Origin of the sequence: Brevundimonas sp. Root608 (assembly GCF_001427825.1) — a bacterium.
GTDB lineage: Bacteria > Pseudomonadota > Alphaproteobacteria > Caulobacterales > Caulobacteraceae > Brevundimonas.
On the sequence record NZ_LMGT01000011.1, the window covers coordinates 1 to 18682 of the forward strand.

20 protein-coding genes are annotated in these 18682 nt (G+C 68.8%); 11 read left to right on the plus strand and 9 right to left on the minus strand.

What is annotated here, in order from left to right; genetic code table 11:
• Positions 1-263: 263 nt before the first annotated feature.
• The 3 genes from clpS (at position 264) to ASD59_RS13445 (ending at position 3609) form a co-directional block, all read left to right on the plus strand.
• Positions 264-599: an ATP-dependent Clp protease adapter ClpS gene (gene clpS / locus ASD59_RS13435; RefSeq protein WP_055832546.1), complete on the plus strand. Its 336-nt coding sequence runs from the start codon at positions 264-266 to the stop codon at positions 597-599.
• A 12-nt stretch (positions 600-611) separates the two neighbouring features.
• A complete protein-coding gene (clpA, locus tag ASD59_RS13440) occupies positions 612-2924 on the plus strand; it encodes an ATP-dependent Clp protease ATP-binding subunit ClpA (RefSeq protein ID WP_055832548.1) in 2313 nt (770 codons plus the stop codon).
• Between the two features lie 103 nt (positions 2925-3027).
• Positions 3028-3609 (plus strand): DUF4287 domain-containing protein, encoded by a 582-nt coding sequence (locus ASD59_RS13445; protein ID WP_055832550.1) that lies wholly within the window; start codon positions 3028-3030, stop codon positions 3607-3609.
• Positions 3610-3617: 8 nt separating this feature from the next.
• On the opposite strand, the gene ASD59_RS13450 is transcribed toward ASD59_RS13445, so the two are convergent.
• The 5 genes from ASD59_RS13450 to ASD59_RS13470 form a co-directional block, all read right to left on the minus strand.
• Complete coding sequence (locus ASD59_RS13450) at positions 3618-3923, minus strand: CsbD family protein (protein ID WP_055832552.1); 306 nt, start codon at positions 3921-3923, stop codon at positions 3618-3620.
• 152 nt (positions 3924-4075) lie between these two features.
• Positions 4076-5080 (minus strand): cobaltochelatase subunit CobS, encoded by a 1005-nt coding sequence (gene cobS, locus ASD59_RS13455; protein ID WP_055832554.1) that lies wholly within the window; start codon positions 5078-5080, stop codon positions 4076-4078.
• A 10-nt stretch (positions 5081-5090) separates the two neighbouring features.
• Positions 5091-6200 carry an FAD-dependent oxidoreductase gene (locus ASD59_RS13460; RefSeq protein WP_055832556.1) on the minus strand — a complete coding sequence of 370 codons (1110 nt, stop codon included), beginning with the start codon at positions 6198-6200 and terminating at the stop codon, positions 5091-5093.
• 49 nt (positions 6201-6249) lie between these two features.
• A complete protein-coding gene (locus tag ASD59_RS13465; protein WP_055832558.1) occupies positions 6250-6429 on the minus strand; it encodes a hypothetical protein in 180 nt (59 codons plus the stop codon).
• 71 nt (positions 6430-6500) lie between these two features.
• Positions 6501-7175 (minus strand): J domain-containing protein, encoded by a 675-nt coding sequence (locus tag ASD59_RS13470; RefSeq protein ID WP_055832559.1) that lies wholly within the window; start codon positions 7173-7175, stop codon positions 6501-6503.
• A gap of 45 nt (positions 7176-7220) precedes the next feature.
• On the opposite strand from ASD59_RS13470, the gene ASD59_RS13475 reads away from it, so the two are divergent.
• The 4 genes from ASD59_RS13475 to ASD59_RS13490 all read left to right on the plus strand — a co-directional run bounded on the left by ASD59_RS13475 (position 7221) and on the right by ASD59_RS13490 (position 11852).
• Positions 7221-7520, plus strand: coding sequence for a BolA family protein (locus tag ASD59_RS13475; RefSeq protein ID WP_055832652.1), 300 nt, complete (start codon positions 7221-7223; stop codon positions 7518-7520).
• A 103-nt stretch (positions 7521-7623) separates the two neighbouring features.
• Positions 7624-9438, plus strand: a complete 1815-nt coding sequence (locus tag ASD59_RS13480; protein ID WP_055832562.1) for an ATP-binding protein — start codon at positions 7624-7626, stop codon at positions 9436-9438.
• A 140-nt stretch (positions 9439-9578) separates the two neighbouring features.
• Complete coding sequence (locus ASD59_RS13485; protein ID WP_055832564.1) at positions 9579-10070, plus strand: RcnB family protein; 492 nt, start codon at positions 9579-9581, stop codon at positions 10068-10070.
• 87 nt (positions 10071-10157) lie between these two features.
• Positions 10158-11852 (plus strand): cisplatin damage response ATP-dependent DNA ligase, encoded by a 1695-nt coding sequence (locus ASD59_RS13490; protein ID WP_055832565.1) that lies wholly within the window; start codon positions 10158-10160, stop codon positions 11850-11852.
• Here ASD59_RS13490 and ASD59_RS13495 read toward each other — a convergent pair.
• Positions 11834-12463 (minus strand): hypothetical protein, encoded by a 630-nt coding sequence (locus ASD59_RS13495; RefSeq protein ID WP_055832655.1) that lies wholly within the window; start codon positions 12461-12463, stop codon positions 11834-11836. The genes ASD59_RS13490 and ASD59_RS13495 overlap by 19 nt on opposite strands.
• A gap of 90 nt (positions 12464-12553) precedes the next feature.
• Between ASD59_RS13495 and ASD59_RS13500 the strand changes: the two genes are divergently transcribed.
• The 3 genes from ASD59_RS13500 to egtB all read left to right on the plus strand — a co-directional run bounded on the left by ASD59_RS13500 (position 12554) and on the right by egtB (position 16828).
• The gene (locus ASD59_RS13500; RefSeq protein ID WP_082560207.1) at positions 12554-13531 is read left to right on the plus strand and encodes a mechanosensitive ion channel family protein; all 978 of its coding nucleotides are present in this window, start codon (positions 12554-12556) and stop codon (positions 13529-13531) included.
• A gap of 3 nt (positions 13532-13534) precedes the next feature.
• Positions 13535-14548: a threonine aldolase family protein gene (locus ASD59_RS13505; protein ID WP_082560208.1), complete on the plus strand. Its 1014-nt coding sequence runs from the start codon at positions 13535-13537 to the stop codon at positions 14546-14548.
• 114 nt (positions 14549-14662) lie between these two features.
• A complete protein-coding gene (egtB, locus tag ASD59_RS13510) occupies positions 14663-16828 on the plus strand; it encodes an ergothioneine biosynthesis protein EgtB (RefSeq protein WP_055832567.1) in 2166 nt (721 codons plus the stop codon).
• A gap of 57 nt (positions 16829-16885) precedes the next feature.
• On the opposite strand, the gene ASD59_RS13515 is transcribed toward egtB, so the two are convergent.
• Both ASD59_RS13515 and ASD59_RS14465 read right to left on the minus strand, forming a co-directional pair.
• The gene (locus ASD59_RS13515) at positions 16886-17107 is read right to left on the minus strand and encodes a general stress protein (RefSeq protein WP_055832569.1); all 222 of its coding nucleotides are present in this window, start codon (positions 17105-17107) and stop codon (positions 16886-16888) included.
• A gap of 112 nt (positions 17108-17219) precedes the next feature.
• Positions 17220-17378: a hypothetical protein gene (locus tag ASD59_RS14465; protein ID WP_200943720.1), complete on the minus strand. Its 159-nt coding sequence runs from the start codon at positions 17376-17378 to the stop codon at positions 17220-17222.
• 142 nt (positions 17379-17520) lie between these two features.
• On the opposite strand from ASD59_RS14465, the gene ASD59_RS13520 reads away from it, so the two are divergent.
• On the plus strand, positions 17521-17808 hold the full coding sequence (locus ASD59_RS13520) for a hypothetical protein (RefSeq protein WP_055832570.1): 288 nt from the start codon (positions 17521-17523) through the stop codon (positions 17806-17808).
• A gap of 25 nt (positions 17809-17833) precedes the next feature.
• On the opposite strand, the gene ASD59_RS13525 is transcribed toward ASD59_RS13520, so the two are convergent.
• Positions 17834-18535 carry an MBL fold metallo-hydrolase gene (locus ASD59_RS13525; RefSeq protein ID WP_055832572.1) on the minus strand — a complete coding sequence of 234 codons (702 nt, stop codon included), beginning with the start codon at positions 18533-18535 and terminating at the stop codon, positions 17834-17836.
• Positions 18536-18682 lie beyond the last annotated feature (147 nt).

Consider the following 18682-nt stretch of genomic DNA (forward strand, 5'->3'; position numbering starts at 1 on the left):
CCCCGTCGGCTTGCGTGAACCGGTCGCGCGGAGCGAAGGCGGCGACGCCGAAAACACAGTCCGGTCCCCGTAACGCGAAAGCAGGGGGCCACATTCCGGTTCCGGGCTAGCCGCCCGCGCTCCGCGACCTCCCCGCACTTTCCGGCCCCGCGGTCGGAGAGGGCTTCAGCCTGCGGCAAAACATAAAGCTGTGACTGGACGCGCCTTCAATTCAGGCCATCATTCCCTATCTGCTCCATCTACTTCCCCAAACTGGACCACGAATGCCGCCGTCACGCAGGCCAGGTGAACAGAACGATGGAGGCCTCGGGGCCGCCACCGTCACCGAGACCAAGCCGAAACTTCAGAAGCCCTCGCTGTACCGGGTGCTGATCCTGAACGACGACTACACGCCGATGGAATTCGTCGTCTATGTGCTGGAGCGGTTCTTTCAAAAGGACCGCGAGGCCGCGACTCGCATCATGCTGCATGTGCATCAGCATGGAGTCGGGGTCTGCGGCGTCTTCACCTACGAGGTGGCCGAAACCAAGGTCGCACAGGTGATCGAGACCGCCCGCCGCCACCAGCACCCCCTGCAATGCACGATGGAAAAAGACTGAGAGGATCTGTCCATGCCCTCGTTTTCTCGTCCTCTCGAAGAGACCCTGCACCGCGCCGTGCACTACGCCAACGAGCGCCGGCATGAGTACGCCACGCTCGAGCATCTGCTGCTGGCGCTGATCGACGACCCCGACGCGGCCAATGTGATGACCGCCTGCAACGTCGACCTGGTGAACCTCAAGGCGGCGCTGACCCTGTATGTCGACACCGATCTGGCGGCGCTCGCCACCAGCGACGGCGAGGACGCCAAGCCCACGGCCGGCTTCCAGCGCGTGATCCAGCGCGCCGTGATCCACGTCCAGAGCTCGGGCCGCGAGGAGGTCACCGGCGCCAACGTTCTGGTCGCCATTTTCAGCGAGCGCGAAAGCCACGCCGCCTACTTCCTGCAGGAGCAGGACATGACCCGCTATGACGCGGTCAACTACATCGCCCACGGCATCGCCAAGAAGGCCGGCGGTTCGGGCGAGACGCGTCCGGCCAAGACCGGCGCCAGCCCCGAGGACGCCGAGGACGCGGCCGCCGCCAAGACCGGCGGAGAAGCGCTGGAGGCCTATTGCGTCGACCTCAACGAGAAGTCGCGCAAGGGCAAGATCGACCCCCTGATCGGCCGCCACGCCGAGGTCGAGCGGGCGATCCAGATCCTGTGCCGGCGCACCAAGAACAACCCGCTGCTGGTCGGCGACCCGGGCGTCGGCAAGACCGCTATCGCCGAAGGCCTGGCCCGCAAGATCGTCAACCACGAGGTCCCGGAGGTGCTGGAAGGCGCCACCATCTACAGCCTCGACATGGGGGCGCTGCTGGCTGGCACCCGCTATCGCGGCGACTTCGAGGAGCGGCTGAAACAGGTCGTCAAGGAACTGGAGACGCACGACAACGCCATCCTGTTCATCGACGAGATCCACACGGTGATCGGGGCCGGCGCGACCTCGGGCGGGGCCATGGACGCCTCCAACCTGCTGAAGCCGGCTCTGGCCTCGGGCAGCCTGCGCTGCATGGGCTCCACCACCTACAAGGAGTACCGCCAGCATTTCGAGAAGGACCGGGCCCTGGCCCGCCGCTTCCAGAAGATCGACGTCAACGAGCCGACGGTCGAGGACACGATCAAGATCCTCAAGGGGCTGAAGACCTCCTACGAAGGCCACCACAAGGTCCGCTACACCGACGCGGCCCTGCGCACGGCGGTCGAGCTGTCGGCCCGCTACATGACCGACCGCAAACTGCCGGACAAGGCGATCGACGTGATCGACGAGGCGGGCGCCAGCCAGATGCTGCTGTCCGAGTCGAAGCGGAAGAAGGTCATCGGCCAGAAGGAGGTCGAGGCCGTCATCGCCCGCATGGCCCGCATCCCGGCCAAGTCGGTCTCCAAGTCCGACACCGAGGGCCTGCGTCAGCTCGAGACCGACCTGAACCGGGTCGTCTTCGGCCAGTCGTCGGCCATCGAACAGGTTTCCGCGGCCATGAAGCTGGCCCGCGCCGGCCTGCGCGACCCGCAGAAGCCGATCGGCGCCTTCCTGTTCAGCGGCCCGACGGGCGTCGGCAAGACCGAGGTGGCCAAGCAGCTGGCCTCGACCCTCGGCATCGAGATGCTGCGCTTCGACATGTCCGAATATATGGAGCGGCACACCGTCAGCCGGCTGATCGGCGCGCCTCCGGGCTATGTCGGCCATGACCAGGGCGGCCTGCTGACCGACGCCGTCGACCAGCATCCGCACGCCGTGGTCCTGCTGGACGAGATCGAGAAGGCCCACCCGGACGTCTACAACATCCTGCTGCAGGTGATGGACAACGGCATGCTGACCGACGCGGTCGGCAAGAAGGTCGATTTCAGGAACACCATCCTGATCATGACCACCAACGCCGGGGCCGCCGACAACGCCCGCGCCTCGATCGGCTTCGGCCGGGGCAAGGTCGAGGGCGAGGACGACAAGGCCATCCAGCGCCTGTTCGCGCCCGAGTTCCGCAACCGTCTCGACGCCATCGTCGCCTTCAAGGCGCTGGACGCCGAGACCATCAAGTCGGTGGTGACGAAGTTCATCATCCAGCTGGAGGCTCAGCTGGCGGACCGGAACATCACCATCGAACTGACCGACGAGGCGGCCGACTGGCTGGCCAAGAACGGCTTCGACGAACTGTATGGCGCGCGGCCACTGGCCCGGGTCATCCAGGAGCACATCAAGAAGCCGCTGGCCGACGACATCCTGTTCGGACGCCTGACGCGCGGCGGCCATGTGAAGGTCACCCTGACTGACGGCAAGATCGCCTTCGACGTCAGCGGACCCAGCGCGGCCCAGACCAAGGCGGTCGAGGCCCAGGCCGCGGACTGACCGGCGTCGTCCGCCGCAACGATCGAGGCCCCGGCGGCGACGCCGGGGCCTTTTTCTTTGTCGCGGGCGGGGGCAAGGTCCCGGCGGAGCGGAGGAGCGGACCATGAAGAGCGGCGCGGGGCTGACCGAACGGCAGCGGAAATGGTTCGCCACGGTCGAGGCCAATTTCGAAACCGCCACCGGACGGCCGGTGGCGGTCTGGGTCGACATCCTCAAGGGCTGTCCGGAGACCCGGCCCAAGGCCCAGGCGGCTTGGCTGAAGGCGACGCACGGCCTCGGCGCCAACCACGCGGCCCATATCCTCAGCGCCGCGCGGCCGGCGGACGCCATGGGCTGGGACGACGCCGAGGGCCTGCGCGCCGCCCTGTGGGCGGAGCCGCGCTCGCTGGCCATCCTGGAAGCGCTGGAGCGCGCGGCGGCGGGGGTCGAGGGCGTCATCTCCGGCCAGCGGAAGGGCTACACCTCATTCTCGCGGGCGGTGCAGTTTGCGGCGATCCGGCCGCTGAAGGGCGGACGGGCCCTGCTCGGGCTGAAGCTGGATCCCGCCCTGTCGCCGCGGCTGGCTGAGGCTGTCCGCAGGGAGAGCTGGTCGGAGCGCCTGTCGGCCGTCGTCGAGCTGGATGGGCCGGGCGCGGTCGATGCCGAGATCGGCCGCCTGTTCGCACAGGCGGCCGACAACGGTTAGTCGGCGGTCTAGCGGCGGCGGCCGATGCCGCCCAGCAGGATGGCCAGACCGGCGACGATGCCGGTGGTCAGCAGCGGCTTGCGGCGGGCGAAGTCGAGGCCCTGGCGGGCCTTGTCCTGGTACTGGACCGGGGCCTTGGCGACGAGGCCGTCGAGGCCGTCGATGACGCGGCCATAGGCGTCGCGGGCCTGGCCCTTGACCTCGTTGAACTTGCCCTCGAGCTGCAGCTTGCTGTCGCCGGTCATGCGGCCGAGCCCGGACTGGGCCTTGCCTTCGAGTTCGGTGGCGGCTCCGTCGATGCGTTGGTCGGTCATGCGAGAATTCCTTGCTGTGAACAGGGCGGGGAGGCCTGCAACCGAAGCGTACGTCGGGGCCCGCGGTTCCTGCGGCAAGAGGTCCGGCGCGGATGTTTTCTGCGGCGGTCCAGGTCTGGCGTTCCTTCGCCGGCGGGGAGAGGAGGAATGGGTTACCCCACCTTCACCCGCGTCGCCGCCTCGGGCAGGTCCTCTCCGAACGCCCGCTGGTAGAACTCTGCGATCGTCGGCCGTTCCAGCTCGTCGCATTTGTTCAGGAACGTCAGCCGGAAGGCCAGGCCCACGTCGCCGGCGAAGATGATGGCGTTCTGGGCCCAGGTGATCACGGTGCGCGGGCTCATCACCGTGGAGATGTCGCCGTTCATGAAGGCGTTGCGGGTCATGTCGGCGACGCGGACCATGGCGGCGATGCGGCGGCGGCCCTCGGCGTCCTGCCATTCGGGGACCTTGGCGGCGACGATCTCGGCCTCGACGTCATGGTCGAGGTAGTTGAGCGTGGTGACGATGTTCCAGCGGTCCATCTGGCCCTGATTGATCTGCTGGGTGCCGTGGTACAGGCCCGAGGTGTCGCCGAGACCGATGGTGTTGGTGGTCGAGAACAGGCGGAACCACTTGTTCGGGCGGATGACGCGGTTCTGGTCCAGCAGGGTCAGGCGGCCCTGGGCCTCGAGCACGCGCTGGATGACGAACATCACGTCGGGACGGCCGGCGTCGTATTCGTCGAAGCACAGGGCGATCGGGCGCTGGATGGCCCAGGGCAGCATGCCCTCGCGGAATTCCGTGATCTGTTTCCCGTCCTTGAGGACGATGGCGTCCTTGCCGACCAGGTCGATGCGGCTGACGTGGCTGTCGAGGTTCACCCGCACCATCGGCCAGTTCAGGCGCGCGGCGACCTGTTCGATATGGGTCGACTTTCCGGTGCCGTGATAGCCCTGGACCATGACGCGGCGGTCGAAGGCGAAGCCGGCGCAGATGGCCGTCGTCGTCTGCGGGTCGAAGCGATAGGCCGGGTCGATCTCGGGCACATGGCTGTCGCGCTCGGTGAAGACCGGCACGACCATGTCGGAGTCGACGCCGAAGATCTCGCGCACCGTGGCGCGGCGATGCGGTTCAAGCGTCAGCAGGGGATCGGGGGTGGCGTCGAGCGGGGAGGTCATGAGGGTGCGATTACCGCACCGTCACCGGGTGGTCGAGGCCCATGCCGACACGAAGGCCCGCATTGAGCGCGAACGGCAGGTGCGAGAGCAGGGGCGGGACCACGCCCTTGAGCCAGTCGGCCAGCGGCGAGGTGTTGCGGATCAGGTTGGTCAGGCCGCGCACGCGCTCGACGACGGCGGCGTCGACGGGGTGGCGGATGCGGTTGTAGTCCTCGAGCCGGCCGGCCTCTCCGTTCAGGAAGTCGGCGGCGCAGGCGGCGTAGACGAAGGCGTCCTCGATGCCCAGGTTCATGCCCCGCGCGCCCATCGGCGAATGGATGTGGGCGGCGTCGCCGGCCAGGCAGATGCGGCCGACGGTCATGCGCTCGACCATGCGGTGCGAGATGCGGAAATCGCTTTCCCAGTGGATGGTCCCGACGGTCCATTCGGACGGCAGGTTCTCCAGCAGCGGGCGGCCGAAGCCGATCAGGCGGAAGGTCTTGCCCGAAAAGGGCAGGGCCAGCAGGACGCCCTCGTCGTGCAGGTCGACCCAGCCCTGGTCGGGCTGCAGCCCGTCGATGTCGACGTCCATCAGCTGCCATGGCTCGTCCCAGCCGTCGCCGGGGAAGTCGAGGTCCAGCGCCTTGCGGACGGTGGAATGCGCGCCGTCTGCGGCGAGAAGCAGGGGCGCGGTGATGGTCTCGCCGTGGGCGAGAGTCGCGGTGACGACGTCACCGGTCTGCGACACGGCGGTCAACGCACTGCCGCGCTCCGGGGCGACGCCGAACGGGGCGAGGGCTTCCGTCAGCAGGGCCTCGGTGCGGGCCTGGGGCAGGATGACCATCGGATGGGTCGCGCCCAGCGCCTTCCAGTCCGGCCTGACGGTCGTCAGCGGCTTGCCGTTGTGATGCACGAACAGGGTCCGCAATTCCTGCGCCTCGGCGAGGATGCGGGCGGTCACGCCCGTTTCCTCCAGCAGGACGTGGGTGCGCGGATTGACGCCCAGCGCCTTGGAGGTCCGGATCGGCTCAAGGGCCGCCTCGATGATGCGGACGGGCACGTCGCGCCGGCTGAGGAACAGCGCCGCGGCCAGTCCCGCGGGACCGGCGCCGACGATCAGGACCTGGGGCTGGGCCGCCATGACACGAGCCTAGATCGGAGCCGCGGACGGCTCAATCGGGAACGGCGCGTCAGGCCTTGTCGGCGGCGCGGCGAACGGTGCGGGCCCGCAGGAGCGCCGAAACCAGGGCGCCGAGCCTTGAGCCGAGGTCGTGGAGGTCGAAGGTGTGCAGGTCGCTGCCCCGTTCGCTGGCGAACCAGCGGGAAATCCGGGCCTTGCGGTTATTGCGGCGCGGGAATTTGCCGAACATGCGGGGGTAGCGCCTCCAAGCGCCGCGGATACCTCAAACCGTTCCGAAGAACGTTGGTTGCATCCGGGGCGTCAGCTCGCCAGCCCCGCCTTTTTCAGCGTCTTGTAGGCCTTGATGACGCTCTGCAGCTTGGCCTCGGCGCCGCGATCGCCCTGGTTCAGGTCGGGATGGAAGCGTTTCAGCATCTCGTGATAGCGCGCCTTGACCCCGGCCTTGTCCGTGCGGGCGTCGAGGTCGAGCACCGTCAGGGCCGCGCGCTCCAGCTTGCCGAGGCGAAGCGTGTCCTCGCCCGCGGGCCCGGCCTGCTCCTTCATGCGGCGGCCGAACAGCCCGAAGCTGTCCTGCCAGCTGCCGGTCCCCTTGTTATTGGCCGTGCCCATCTTCGAGGCGAAGGCGGCGGCCTCGCGGCTGAACTTTCCAGCTTTCATTTCCCAGGTCGGGCGACCGCCGGTCATGGCCTCGTTTTCCTTGGCCGCGCGGACCTCGCCGTCGCTCATGCCGGCGTAGAAATTCCAGCCCTTGTTGTACTCGCCCGCGTGGCGCTGGCAGAAATCATAGAAGTCGTTGAGCCGTTCGCGCGACTTGGGCGCCCGGGCCGTGGCGGGGGCGCGGCAATCGGGCCAGTTGCAGGCCTTCTCGCCGGGCTTCAGATGCAGGACGTCGGCCTCCGCCGCCTCCTCCTCGGGGCGCGGCGGCTTGATTCGCATGTCCTTGAAGCGGGGCTTGTATTCAAACTCGGATGACATCGGCGCCAGTGTAAGGTCGAATTGGTCACCAACAAGGACACAGCCATGCCGGAAGGCCCGATTGCGACGATTATCCGGGAAAAACTGACGGCGGGCCTGTCTCCCGCGCGTCTGGTGATCGAGGACGACAGCGGTCGGCACGCCGGACACCACCACGAGGGCGGACTGGATGGCCGGCCCGGGGGCGAAAGTCACTTCAACCTGACCGTGGTGTCGGCGGTGTTCGAGGGGCTGGGACGGGTGCAGCGTCAGCGGGCGGTCAACGACCTGTTGCGGGCCGAACTGGCGGGGCCGGTGCACGCCCTGTCGATCCGGGCGCTGACGCCGGCGGAAGCGGACGCGTGACGTTCGTCGAACCTCGACCTTGCAGAAATGTAATCGTTCATCTCGTCTTAGAGACTTCCCCATAGCGTTCGGCCCCGGGACCTAAAGGGGGCTGGGCGCGCGCATGGTGGAATCCGACGGCATCGGCAAGTCCATGAACGGCGAGCCGGGCGCTGGCGAAGCCGCGCAGGCGCTCCGTGCGATCCTGCAGACCCAATACCTGCGCTATATGATCATCGGCACATGGGCGCTCGGCCTGCTTGCCACGGTCGGCCTGGGCACCGCCGCACTCTGGTTCCTGGGGACAGTCGCCGCCGGCGCCGTCCGGGGCGCGGTCGAGAAACGCATCAGCGACCGGGTGGGCGCGGGCTGGGGCCTGGTGTTCCCCGCCGTGGCGACGGCGACCACCGCCGCATGGGCCACGGCGCCCTTGCTGGCCTGGTTCTCGGGCGCAGAGTTCGGCCACTCGCTGGCGATGGCCCTGCTGGTCTCGGGCTATGTGCTGGTGTTCGCCCAGCTGCGCAGTTCGCCGCGCCAGGCCATCGTGATTTCCTCGCCTTACGGCGTCGCCGCCCTCGTCATCGCCGCCAGCCTGTGGGGCACGCCGATCTTCTGGCAGTTCCTGGCCGTGGTGCCGTTCACCGGCGCGGGTCTGGTCGTCCTGGTCATGATGACCATGCTGCGGGAAGAACGCATCCGCGCCTTCCAGGAGCATCAGGCGCATCTGATCGAGGAGCTTGAAACGGCCCGCGACCGGGCGAACGCCGCCAACGAAGCCAAGTCCAGCTTCCTGGGCGTCATCTCCCACGAGTTGCGCACGCCCATGAACGGCGTCCTCGGCGCCGCCCAGCTGCTGGGCGCCACGCGTCTGGAGCAGACGCAGCGGGAGTATCTGTCGATCATCCGCAACTCCGGCGACAATCTGCTGAGCCTGCTGAACGACATCCTGGACATGACCAAGATCGAAGCGGGCAAGATGACCTTCGAGATCATCGACGTGTCCATCGACGACCTGCACAAGCGCGTCACGGGACCGTTCCAGGCCCAGGCCGAGGCCAAGGGCCTGACCTTCGCGACCCGTTTCGAGGGCGATATTCCCTCCGTGGTTCGCGGCGACCCGCTGCGGGTCTGTCAGGTCATCCACAATCTGCTGTCAAACGCCGTGAAATTTACCGACCGCGGCGACGTCACCTATGTCGTCCGCGGCGAACGTCTGGCCGAGGACCGGATCCGGTTCGACTTCGCCGTGACCGATTCCGGCGCCGGCATTTCACCGGAAGACCTGGCGCGGCTGTTCCAGCCGTTCACCCAGGTCGACGGCTCCTCGACGCGGCGTTTCGGCGGCACGGGCCTGGGCCTGACGATCGCCCGCCGCATGGCCAACATCATGGGCGGCGACATCACCGTGACGTCTGCGGTGGGCGCCGGCTCCACCTTCACCTTCTCGGTCGAGTCCGAGGTCGTCGAATGGGCGCGTCAGGAGGCGGCGGAACCGATCCACGCCGAGGTGGCCGACGGCCAGGCGCTGAACGTCCTGGTGGTCGAGGACCACCCCGTCAACCGAATGATCTTGGAGGCCTGGCTGGGCTCGGCCGGACACGCCTCGACCAGCGCCGAGAACGGCCAGGTCGCCGTCGCCATCGCGGCGGATCAGACCTTCGACCTGATCATCATGGATGTGAACATGCCGGTGATGGACGGCCTGACCGCCACCCGGGCCATTCGCGCGGGGGACGGAGCCAACCGCGAGACGCCGATCGTCGTTCTGTCCGCCTCGGCGCGGAGCGAGGACCACGCCGCCGGCCTGGACGCGGGGGCCGACGCCTATCTGAACAAGCCGATCGACTTCTCGGCCCTCGCCCATCTGATGAACCGCGTCGGCGCGGGCCGGGCCGGCCTCCGCAGCTGCGTCGAGAACCCCCAGGCCGCCGCGGCCTGAGCGCCAGTCGCTCCCGATAGCGTTCCAAAGGCGACCGCCGTCTGAACGACGGATGACCACGGGCGTTCACATCCGGCTCAAGGGCGGGGGACCAGAGTGCGGCCAAGTCGAAATCCTTCGGCCGCATCTGGAGACATCGGATGAAGAAGATTCTCACCGCCGCCATCGCCGCCACGCTCGCCCTGAGCTCGCTCGGCGTGGCCTCCGCGGCCGAAGCCCAATCGCGCGGCCATCACGAACACCGCCAGAACGGTCACGATGATCGCCGTGATGACCGCGGCGACCGCCGGGATGACCGCAGCGACCGCCGCGAATGGCGTCAGGACGCCCGCGAGGACCGTCGTGAGGCCCGTCAACAACAGCGCGCCTACGCTCGCTGGCAGCGGGCCGAGCGCCGCTACAACGCCGGCCGCTACCAGGCGCCGCGCGGATACCAGACCCGTCAGTGGGCCTATGGCCAGAGCATGCCGTCCTCCTACCGCTCGGACCAGTATGTCGTGGACGACTACGCCCGCTACGGCTTGCAAGCCCCGCCCCGCGGTTATCAGTACGTCCGCAGCGGCAATGACGCGGTCCTGTCCAACACGAACAGCGGCCTGATCGCCGCGGTGATCGCGAGCCTGTTCAACTAGACGGCTCCACGCCGGTGGACATGACGCCCCGGAGGGAAACCTCCGGGGCGTTTTCCGTTTGGGTCGGAGACACTTACATGAGGTCCGATGCGCGCCTTCGCCGAACTGCTGGACCGACTGTCGCTGACGGCGTCGCGTAACGCGAAGCTGGTGCTGCTGCGGGACTATCTGAGAGCGACCCCCGATCCGGACCGGGGCTGGGCGCTGGCGTCCCTGACAGGCGAGCTGAGCTTCGACGCGGCCAAGCCGGCGATGATCCGCAAGGCGGTCGAGGCCCGCGTCGATCCGGTGCTGTTCAGGTGGTCCCACGACTATGTCGGCGACCTGGCCGAGACGGTGGCGCTGATCTGGCCCCGCTATCCTGACTACCGGCCCAACCGGGAGCCGGACCTGGGGGAGGTGGTGGAGGCCCTGCGCACCGCCGGTCGGGGCGAGGTCAAGGATTTGCTGGAAGGCTGGCTGGACGCTCTCGAGCCCAAGGGACGGTGGGCCTTGCTGAAACTGATGACGGGCGGGCTGCGCGTCGGACTGTCAGCCCGCCTGGCCAAGACGGCGGCGGCGATGATGCGCCCCGCCGCCGTCAGCGAACCGCCGGATCCCGAAGGCGCGGAGGCCGTGACCGCGCTTGAGCCCGTAGACGCCTCGGACATCGAGGAAATCTGGCACGCGCTGGAGCCGCCCTACGCGGACCTGTTCGCCTGGCTGGAGGGAAGGTCCGAGCGCCCGAGCGGCGACGCCCCCGGCCGGTTCCGGCCGGTCATGCTGGCGGTGGCCATCGACGAGGCGGTCGACTTCCCCCGCCTGTCGCCCGCCGATTTCGCCGCCGAGTGGAAATGGGACGGCATCCGCGTTCAGGCGGTGCGCGAGGCCGGGGTGCAGAAGCTGTATTCGCGGACCGGCGACGAGATTTCCGGGGCCTTCCCCGATGTCATGGCGGGGCTGGCGTTCGAAGGCGCGCTGGATGGAGAGCTGGTGGTCTGGCGGGAGGGAGGGGTGGCGCCGTTCGGCGACCTGCAGCAGCGGCTGAACCGCAAGACGGTCGACGCTAAGACGATGGCGGCCTTTCCGGCGGCGATCGTGGCCTATGACATCCTGGCGGATCAGGGAGAGGACCTGCGGGCCCTGCCGCTTCGGGATCGGCGGGCGCGGCTCGAGGCCGTCGCCGGGCAGGGCGGGGACCGCCTGCACCTCTCGCCGGTGGTGACATACGCAAGCTGGGAGGACCTCGCGGTCCTGCGCGCCGATCCGCCCGTGGGGGCGGCGGCCGAGGGGCTGATGCTGAAACGCTGGGACAGTCCGTATGTGGCCGGCCGTCCCAAGGGGCCGTGGTTCAAGTGGAAGCGCGATCCGCACGTCATCGACGCGGTCCTGATGTACGCCCAGCGGGGTCACGGAAAGCGGTCCAGCTTCTATTCGGACTACACCTTCGGCGTCTGGACGGAGGAGGGGCCGCTGACCCCCGTCGGCAAGGCCTATTTCGGCTTCACCGACGAGGAGTTGAAGCAGCTCGACAAATTCGTGCGGGACCACACGGTCGAGCGGTTCGGCCCGGTGCGCTCGGTCCGGGCCGAGCGGGACTTCGGCCTTGTGCTGGAGATCGCCTTCGAGGGGCTGAACCGGTCGACGCGGCACAAGTCCGGGGTGGCGATGCGCTTTCCGCGGGTCAGCCGCATCCGCTGGGACAAGCCGGCGCGCGAGGCGAACACCATCGCCGACGTCATGGATCTGCTGGACGCGATCGAGAGCGGCGGCGGACGGATCGCTCAGCCGGCGGCGGGCTGACTCCGGCTCCGCCATGACGGGTCGCGCTGGTCGGTCAGGCCGCACAGTTGCAGGAAGCCGATCACGGGAACCTCGCGGCGCGGCTCGGCTCTGGCCAGAAACAGCTGCGGCGGCGCTTCGGCCCGCACCGTCAGGGGCAGCACAACCCACGACCGGGGGAAGGGGCGCACGTCGATGTTCGGATCGGCCTTCAGATGCGGGCAGTACCGCAGCGACCGGGTCGAACAGGCCTTGTGCAGGGGGGCGATGGCGCCGGCGTCGACGAGGACCCGGTCGTCCTCGATGTCGGCCGGAAGGGCGCCCCCGCGTCCGGTCGCGCGCAGGGCTCCCGCCGTGAACGGGTGCGCGACCTGGGTGTAGCGGTCTTCCGGCGACGTCGGCTTTCCGCACATCGGGCACAGCATGTCGCGAACCGACAGCCGCTGCCGCACCGCATGGTTCTGCGAATACAGCGGCTTTCCGTGGCCGGCGTGGTCGGCCTGGACGATGGCCAGCGCGCCGTTCACCGAAGGGCAGGGCCGCACGCCCAGCACCGGCTCGCCGGTCCAGCTGGTGACCCAGGGCACGTCGACGCCGACCTTGAGAGCCGAAAGTTTCGCGGAGTCGGTCATGGTCATGGTCTAGAATGGCGGCGGTCCGGCCAGAAGCGGAAATGCAGGGGCCGGGGTTCCAAATCAGGGCCAAGGCGTTAGACCCGGCTCATGTCCTCCCCCGTCGCTCCCCTGAACGAGGCGGTTTCCGCCGGCCAGAAGGCCGCCGCGGTGGACGCCGTCATGATCGCCAAGCTGACCGACATGGCCGGCGATTTCGCGGTCAATCTGACCGTGGCCCTGATCATCCTGATCGCGACGGTCTTCATCTCGCGCTGGGCCTGCGGCCTGACGCGCCGGGCCCTGTCCCGCGTGCGGGGGTTCCGGCACGATCCGACGGTGCTCAGCTTCGCCGTGCAGGTGGTGCGGGTGCTGGTCTACATCATCGGCCTGATCGCCGTGCTGCAGCGGCTGGGCGTGCAGACGACCTCGATCATAGCGGTTCTGGGCGCCGCCTCCCTGGCGGTCGGCCTGGCCCTGCAGGGGACGCTGTCGAACGTGGCGGCGGGCGTGATGCTGCTGATCCTGCGGCCGTATCGCGTCGGCGACCTGATCGACGTGGGCGGACGGGTCGGCACGGTCCAGCGCCTGGACCTGTTCCTGACCCAGATGTCGGACGCCAACAACGTCAAGATCGTCGTCCCCAACGCCAAGGTGTTCAGCGACACCATCCTGAACCTGTCCGGCCAGAAGACCCGGCGGATGGAGCTGAAGATCAGCGTCGGCTACGGCGACAATCTGAACACCGCGCGGGAGGCGCTGATCGGCGCCGCCTCGGCGCATGAACACGTCCTGGCCGATCCCGCGCCCTGGGCCGGGGTGACGCTGCTGAAGGACAGTGCGGTCGAGATGACGCTGCAGGCGTGGACGAAGTCCGACGACTACTGGCAGGCCAAGGCCGACGTGTTTCAGGCCGCCAAGGAGGCGCTGGACGCCGCCGGGATCGAAATCCCGTTTCCCCATCAGGTCGCCGTGCCCTATGGCGGGAACATCCCGGCCGAGGCGTCTCCGGCGCGCAAGGCGGGGCGGGGTACGTCCAGCGATCCGTCGCCGGGCGACGCCCATCAGGACAGCGGCAGCGAGGGCTGAGGCGTGCGCTACGATTTCGGATCCGACAATACGGCGGGCATGGCGCCGGCGGCGATGCAGTCGCTCATCGAGGCCAACGACGGCTTCGCCCGGGCCTATGGCTCTGACGACGTCACGGCGCGCGCCGCCGACCTGATCCGCCGCCGGCTGGACGCGGACGCGGACATCCGCTTCGTCTTTTCGGGCACGGCGGCCAACGCCATCGCCCTGTCCATGCTGGCCTGGCCGCACGAGGCGGTGCTGGCCCATCACGCCGCCCATGTGTGCACGGACGAGACCGGCGCGCCGGGCTTCTTCGGCTCGGGCGTGGGCCTGATCGGCCTGCCGGGCTTTTCGGGCAAGATCGATCCGCTGGCGCTGCACGCCGCCCTCGACGAGCCGGAGGTCGGCCATCGCCAGCCACCGGCGGCGCTGAGCCTGACCCAGTCGACCGAATACGGCACGGTCTACACCGAGGAAGAACTGCGCCACCTGATCGAACCGGTGAAGCTTAAGGGCTTCGGCGTGCATATGGACGGCGCCCGGCTGGCCAATGCGGCGGCGGCGGGCTTCGACCTGACCCAGATCGCGCGGCTGGGCGTGGACGTGCTGGTGTTCGGCGGGGCCAAGGCCGGAGCCAATTGCGCCGAGGCCATCGTCATGTTCGACAAGAGCCTGTCGCGGCGGATCGACAATCGGCTGAAACAGGCGGGGCAGACGGCGTCCAAGGCGCGCTTCCTGTCCGCGCCCTTCCTCGGTCTGCTGGAGACCAACGCCTGGGAGGACGGCGCCGCCCACGCCAATCTGATGGCCCAGCGGCTGGCGGCCGGCGTCGCCGCCCGCTCGCCCTTCACCCTCGCCCATCCCGTCGAGGCCAATGCGGTGTTCGTGCGCATGCCCCCCGCGGCGCACCAGCGGCTGAACGACATGGGCTGGGCCTGCTACCGCTTCGACGACGGTTCGGTCCGGTTCGTCTGCTCCTGGGCGACCGAAGAAGCGGCCGTCGACGAGGTCATCGAGGCCATCTCCACGCTTTAGGCGCCGCCGGGCGCTTGAAGCGTCACCGGGAGTTCCTAACTTGGAACAAACCGGGACCCCGGGCCGTTCGAAGCCCGAGCGCCGGTCCGGCGTCAACTGCCAGGGGCGGACCAGATGAACGCGCCATCGCCCATCCCCGACGGGATCGCCGGGGACCTGACGCGCTATCGCGAGGTCCGGGCGGCCATGCCCGCGCTGGCGACCGGTCTCGGCGCCGAGGATCTCTCGGCCCAGTCCATGCCCGACTGCAGCCCGGGCAAATGGCATCTGGCGCACAGCAGCTGGTTCTTCGAGGCCCTGATCCTGGCCGGGGAGCCCGGCTACCAGCCTGTCGATCCGCGGTTCCAGACCCTGTTCAACAGCTATTACGAAGCCCTCGGCCCGCGTGTGGAGCGCGGCGAGCGCGGCCTGATGACCCGGCCGTCGCTGGAGGAGGTCCTCGCCTATCGCCGCGAGATCGACCGGCGCATGACGGCCTGGCTGGGGCAGGGGGATGCGGACCCCCTGCGCCGCTATCTGTTCACCCTGGGCCTGCATCACGACCAGCAGCATCAGGAGCTGTTCCTGATGGACCTGCTGAACCTGATGTCGCGCTCGCCGCTGGATCCCGCGGCCTATGACCGGACGCCGCGTTCGAGCCCGCTGGAACCGCCGCGCGGCGGCTGGACGCGCTGCGACGGCGGCCTGGTGGAAATCGGCCACGGCGGCGCGGCCTTCGCCTTCGACAACGAGGGGCCGGCCCATCGCGTCTGGCTCGAGCCCTATGCGCTGGCCAACGATCTGGTCACCAACGGCGACTGGATCGCCTTCATCGAGGATGGCGGCTACGCCCGTCCGGAGCTGTGGCTGGCGGACGGCTGGGCGATGGTGAAGGCCGAGGGCTGGACCGCGCCCCTGTACTGGCGCGACGAGGCGGACCGCCGGACGCGGATGACCCTGACCGGCCGCGTGGACGTCGATCCGGCCGAGCCGGTCGCGCATGTGAGCTTTTACGAGGCCGACGCCTACGCCCGCTGGGCCGGCAAGCGGCTGCCGAGCGAGGCCGAGTGGGAGCATGCGGTGCGATGCCGCCCCGACGCCTTCGCCTTCGCCAACGCCTTCGGCGAGGCCTGGCAATGGACCGCCAGCGCCTACGCCCCCTACGCCGGTTTCCGGCCGACCGAGGGCACGGCCTCGGAATACAACGGCAAGTTCATGGCCAACCAGATGGTGCTGCGGGGTTCGTCCTTCGCCACGCCGCCGGGCCACGCGCGGGTCACGTACCGCAACTTCTTCTATCCGCATCAAAGGTGGGCGTTCATGGGACTGCGACTGGCCGAGGACGCCCCGGCGCCGCTGAAACGGGAAAACGAACCCGGCGAAACCGCCCGTTTCCGCAGGGACCTGATCGCCGGGCTCTCCCGCTCGCCCAAGGTCGCCTCGCCGAAATGGTTCTATGACGCCGAAGGGTCGCATCTGTTCGAGGAAATCACCCGGCTGCCCGAATACTATCCGACCCGGCAGGAAGCGGCGCTGTTGCGTCGCGTGGTGTCGGAATGGGCGGGCCGGTTCGGCCCGGACGCGGTGCTGGTCGAGTTCGGCTCGGGCGCCAGCGAGAAGACGCGGATCGTGCTCGATGCGGCCCCGGACCTGTCCGCCTATGTGCCGATCGATATCAGCGCCGACGCCCTGGACGCGGCCGCCCGGCGGATCGCCGAGACCTATCCGACGCTGAAGGTCGCCCCCCTGGTCGGCGATTTCCTGCATCTGGGAACCCTGCCGGCGGGGATCGGCCAGGGCCGGCGGGTCGGCTTCTTCCCAGGTTCGACCATCGGCAATCTCGAGCCGGAAGAGGCTGTCGCCTTCCTGAAGGCCGCGCGCTCGCTCCTGGGCGACGACGCCCTGTTCATTCTCGGCGTCGATCTGGTCAAGGCGCCGGAGACGCTGATCGCCGCCTATGACGACGCCGCCGGCGTGACCGCGGCCTTCAACCGGAACCTGCTCGTCCGGGCCAATCGTGAACTCGGGGCCAATTTCGACGTCGACGCCTTCGCGCACAGGGCCGTCTGGAATCCATCGCAGTCACGGATGGAGATGCATCTGGAGGCGACGCGCGACATGACGGTCGACCTCGACGGCCAGGTCATCCGGTTTGTCCGGGGTGAAACGATCCACACCGAGAACTCACGGAAATTCAGCGAGCAATCCGTGCGCGACCTTACGGGGGCGGCGGGTTGGTCCGTGGCTGCGTTCGAAAAGGGCGAGGAGCCCGCCGTGGCGCTGGCGCTCCTGGAGGCCTGACGCCACAAGGGACGGCGCCCTTGCGGACGCCGTCCCTCTGTTGGTCTGGATCGCGCGTCAGTCCGTCGCGCCGGGCTCGCGAACGCGAGAGCCGTGGGAGGCTTCACCCCCCTTGCGGCCGGCCTGTGCGGCGAGGCTGCGGTCCTGGGAGAAGCTGCGTTTCTCGCTGGGCACGCTGGCCCCGCCCTTGCGGGCGATCTCGCGCTGACGTTCCGGGTCCATCGAGGCGAAGCCCCGTTTGGACACGCCCGAGGCACGTGTGGGCTGACCTTGAGCCATCTGGGTTTCCTTTCGTGGCGGCGGTGGCGGTTGCTGGACTGAACCCTCCCGTCCGCGTCCGGTTCCGGCGTCCCGGTCACGGAATTGCGAACGAATCACAGGGTTTGCGTCATCACCCGCCATAGGGACGGGCGTCACCCGGCTCGCCGCCGGGAACATCCTGTTGCGGCATTTCCTCCGGAGCGGCGCCCGGATCCATGTCCGGCCCCGGCGTTTCCGGCGGCATGATCTCGGGCTGGCCGCCCGGGCTGTCTGGCTCGATATAGGTCATCGGGGTCTCCTTGCTGGAGAGGAAACGTCCCGCGGCAGGAAGCTGTTCAATCACGTTTCGGGAGGGCCGCGTTTTGCCCGGAACCCGGTCCCCTGGCGGCGGTTTGACCGGCTTACCCCCCACAGCCCGCAGGAGCCCTTCCATGACCGAGACCTACACCGGCCAGACCAACGTCGAGGACATCGAGGACGCCGCCGAAACCACGGCCGCGCTGGAGCGTCAGGCCGACGCCATTCTGGCGGAGGACGAGGCCCGGAGTTTCGGCGCGCGGCCGCTGCACCGGGCGATCCCCGAGGATGCACGGCATGCGCGCGACTGGGGCCGGGCCCGGGCCGAACGTTTGCGCGGGGCGGTCGAGGCGGAGCCGGTCAAGGCGACCCTCTACGCCCTCGGCATCGGCGTGGTGATCGGCCTTCTGGCCGCACGCTAGCCGCCCGCGCGCCAGGACAGGCGCATCAGGACGGGCCGGACGCCGGGCGCGCGATCGGCGCCCGGCGCATCGCCTCGTCCGAGACGAACGGATTGGTCCGGCGCTCGGCCCCGAAGGTCGAGGTCGGGCCGTGCCCCGGAACGAAGGCGACATCGTCGCCCAGCGGCCAGAGCTTCGTCGTGATCGCGTTCAGCAGGCTGGCGTGGTCGCTGCGCGGGAAGTCGGTGCGGCCGATGGAGCCCTTGAACAGGACATCTCCGACCTGGGCGAACCGGGCGGCGCGGTTGAAGAAGATGACATGGCCCGGCGTATGCCCCGGGCAGTGCCAGACCTCCCAGGTCGTCTCCCCCAGGGTCAGCACGTCGCCGTCGGCCAGCCAGCGGGTCGGGGTGAAGCTGCGGGCGTCCGGCAGGCCGTACATCTGGCCCTGGGCGGGGATGCCGTCGATCCAGAACTGGTCGTCCGGGTGGGGGCCGATGATGTCGAGGCCGGTCTTCTCCTGCATCTCCGCCGCGCCGCCGGCGTGATCGAGGTGGCCGTGGGTGATCCAGATGGCGTCCAGCGTCAGTCCCTGGCTGGCCACCGCGGCCAGCAGGGCGTCGACCGAGGCCCCCGGATCGATGACCGCGGCCTTCATCGTCTTGCGGCACCAGACAAGGGTGCAGTTCTGCTGCAGCGGCGTGACCGGGAAGACGGCGACGCCGATGGGGGCGGGGGAGGGGCTCATGGGGTCTGGATAGCGCGCCTTCGCCTCAATCGAAACCGTCCCTTGCCCCGCGTCTCACGTTGACCTTTGGGACCGTCCTCGACATAAGGGCGGGCTTCAAAGGCGCCGCCTCCAAAGGGCGGCCCTTGTTGCTTTACCCACACCGCG

Bases quoted from the DNA above. Each gene is read 5' to 3' on its own strand.
- clpA (WP_055832548.1), top strand. From the start codon at position 612: ATGCCCTCGTTTTCTCGTCCTCTCGAAGAGACCCTGCACCGCGCCGTG.
- cobS (WP_055832554.1), bottom strand. From the start codon at position 5,080: ATGACCTCCCCGCTCGACGCCACCCCCGATCCCCTGCTGACGCTTGAA.
- egtB (WP_055832567.1), top strand. From the start codon at position 14,663: ATGAACGCGCCATCGCCCATCCCCGACGGGATCGCCGGGGACCTGACG.
- ASD59_RS13490 (WP_055832565.1), top strand. From the start codon at position 10,158: ATGCGCGCCTTCGCCGAACTGCTGGACCGACTGTCGCTGACGGCGTCG.
- clpS (WP_055832546.1), top strand. From the start codon at position 264: ATGCCGCCGTCACGCAGGCCAGGTGAACAGAACGATGGAGGCCTCGGG.
- ASD59_RS13460 (WP_055832556.1), bottom strand. From the start codon at position 6,200: ATGGCGGCCCAGCCCCAGGTCCTGATCGTCGGCGCCGGTCCCGCGGGA.
- ASD59_RS13485 (WP_055832564.1), top strand. From the start codon at position 9,579: ATGAAGAAGATTCTCACCGCCGCCATCGCCGCCACGCTCGCCCTGAGC.
- ASD59_RS13525 (WP_055832572.1), bottom strand. From the start codon at position 18,535: ATGAGCCCCTCCCCCGCCCCCATCGGCGTCGCCGTCTTCCCGGTCACG.
- ASD59_RS13500 (WP_082560207.1), top strand. From the start codon at position 12,554: ATGTCCTCCCCCGTCGCTCCCCTGAACGAGGCGGTTTCCGCCGGCCAG.
- ASD59_RS13465 (WP_055832558.1), bottom strand. From the start codon at position 6,429: ATGTTCGGCAAATTCCCGCGCCGCAATAACCGCAAGGCCCGGATTTCC.
- ASD59_RS13515 (WP_055832569.1), bottom strand. From the start codon at position 17,107: ATGGCTCAAGGTCAGCCCACACGTGCCTCGGGCGTGTCCAAACGGGGC.
- ASD59_RS13520 (WP_055832570.1), top strand. From the start codon at position 17,521: ATGACCGAGACCTACACCGGCCAGACCAACGTCGAGGACATCGAGGAC.
- ASD59_RS13480 (WP_055832562.1), top strand. From the start codon at position 7,624: ATGGTGGAATCCGACGGCATCGGCAAGTCCATGAACGGCGAGCCGGGC.
- ASD59_RS13475 (WP_055832652.1), top strand. From the start codon at position 7,221: ATGCCGGAAGGCCCGATTGCGACGATTATCCGGGAAAAACTGACGGCG.
- ASD59_RS13495 (WP_055832655.1), bottom strand. From the start codon at position 12,463: ATGACCGACTCCGCGAAACTTTCGGCTCTCAAGGTCGGCGTCGACGTG.
- ASD59_RS13450 (WP_055832552.1), bottom strand. From the start codon at position 3,923: ATGACCGACCAACGCATCGACGGAGCCGCCACCGAACTCGAAGGCAAG.
- ASD59_RS13445 (WP_055832550.1), top strand. From the start codon at position 3,028: ATGAAGAGCGGCGCGGGGCTGACCGAACGGCAGCGGAAATGGTTCGCC.
- ASD59_RS13470 (WP_055832559.1), bottom strand. From the start codon at position 7,175: ATGTCATCCGAGTTTGAATACAAGCCCCGCTTCAAGGACATGCGAATC.
- ASD59_RS14465 (WP_200943720.1), bottom strand. From the start codon at position 17,378: ATGACCTATATCGAGCCAGACAGCCCGGGCGGCCAGCCCGAGATCATG.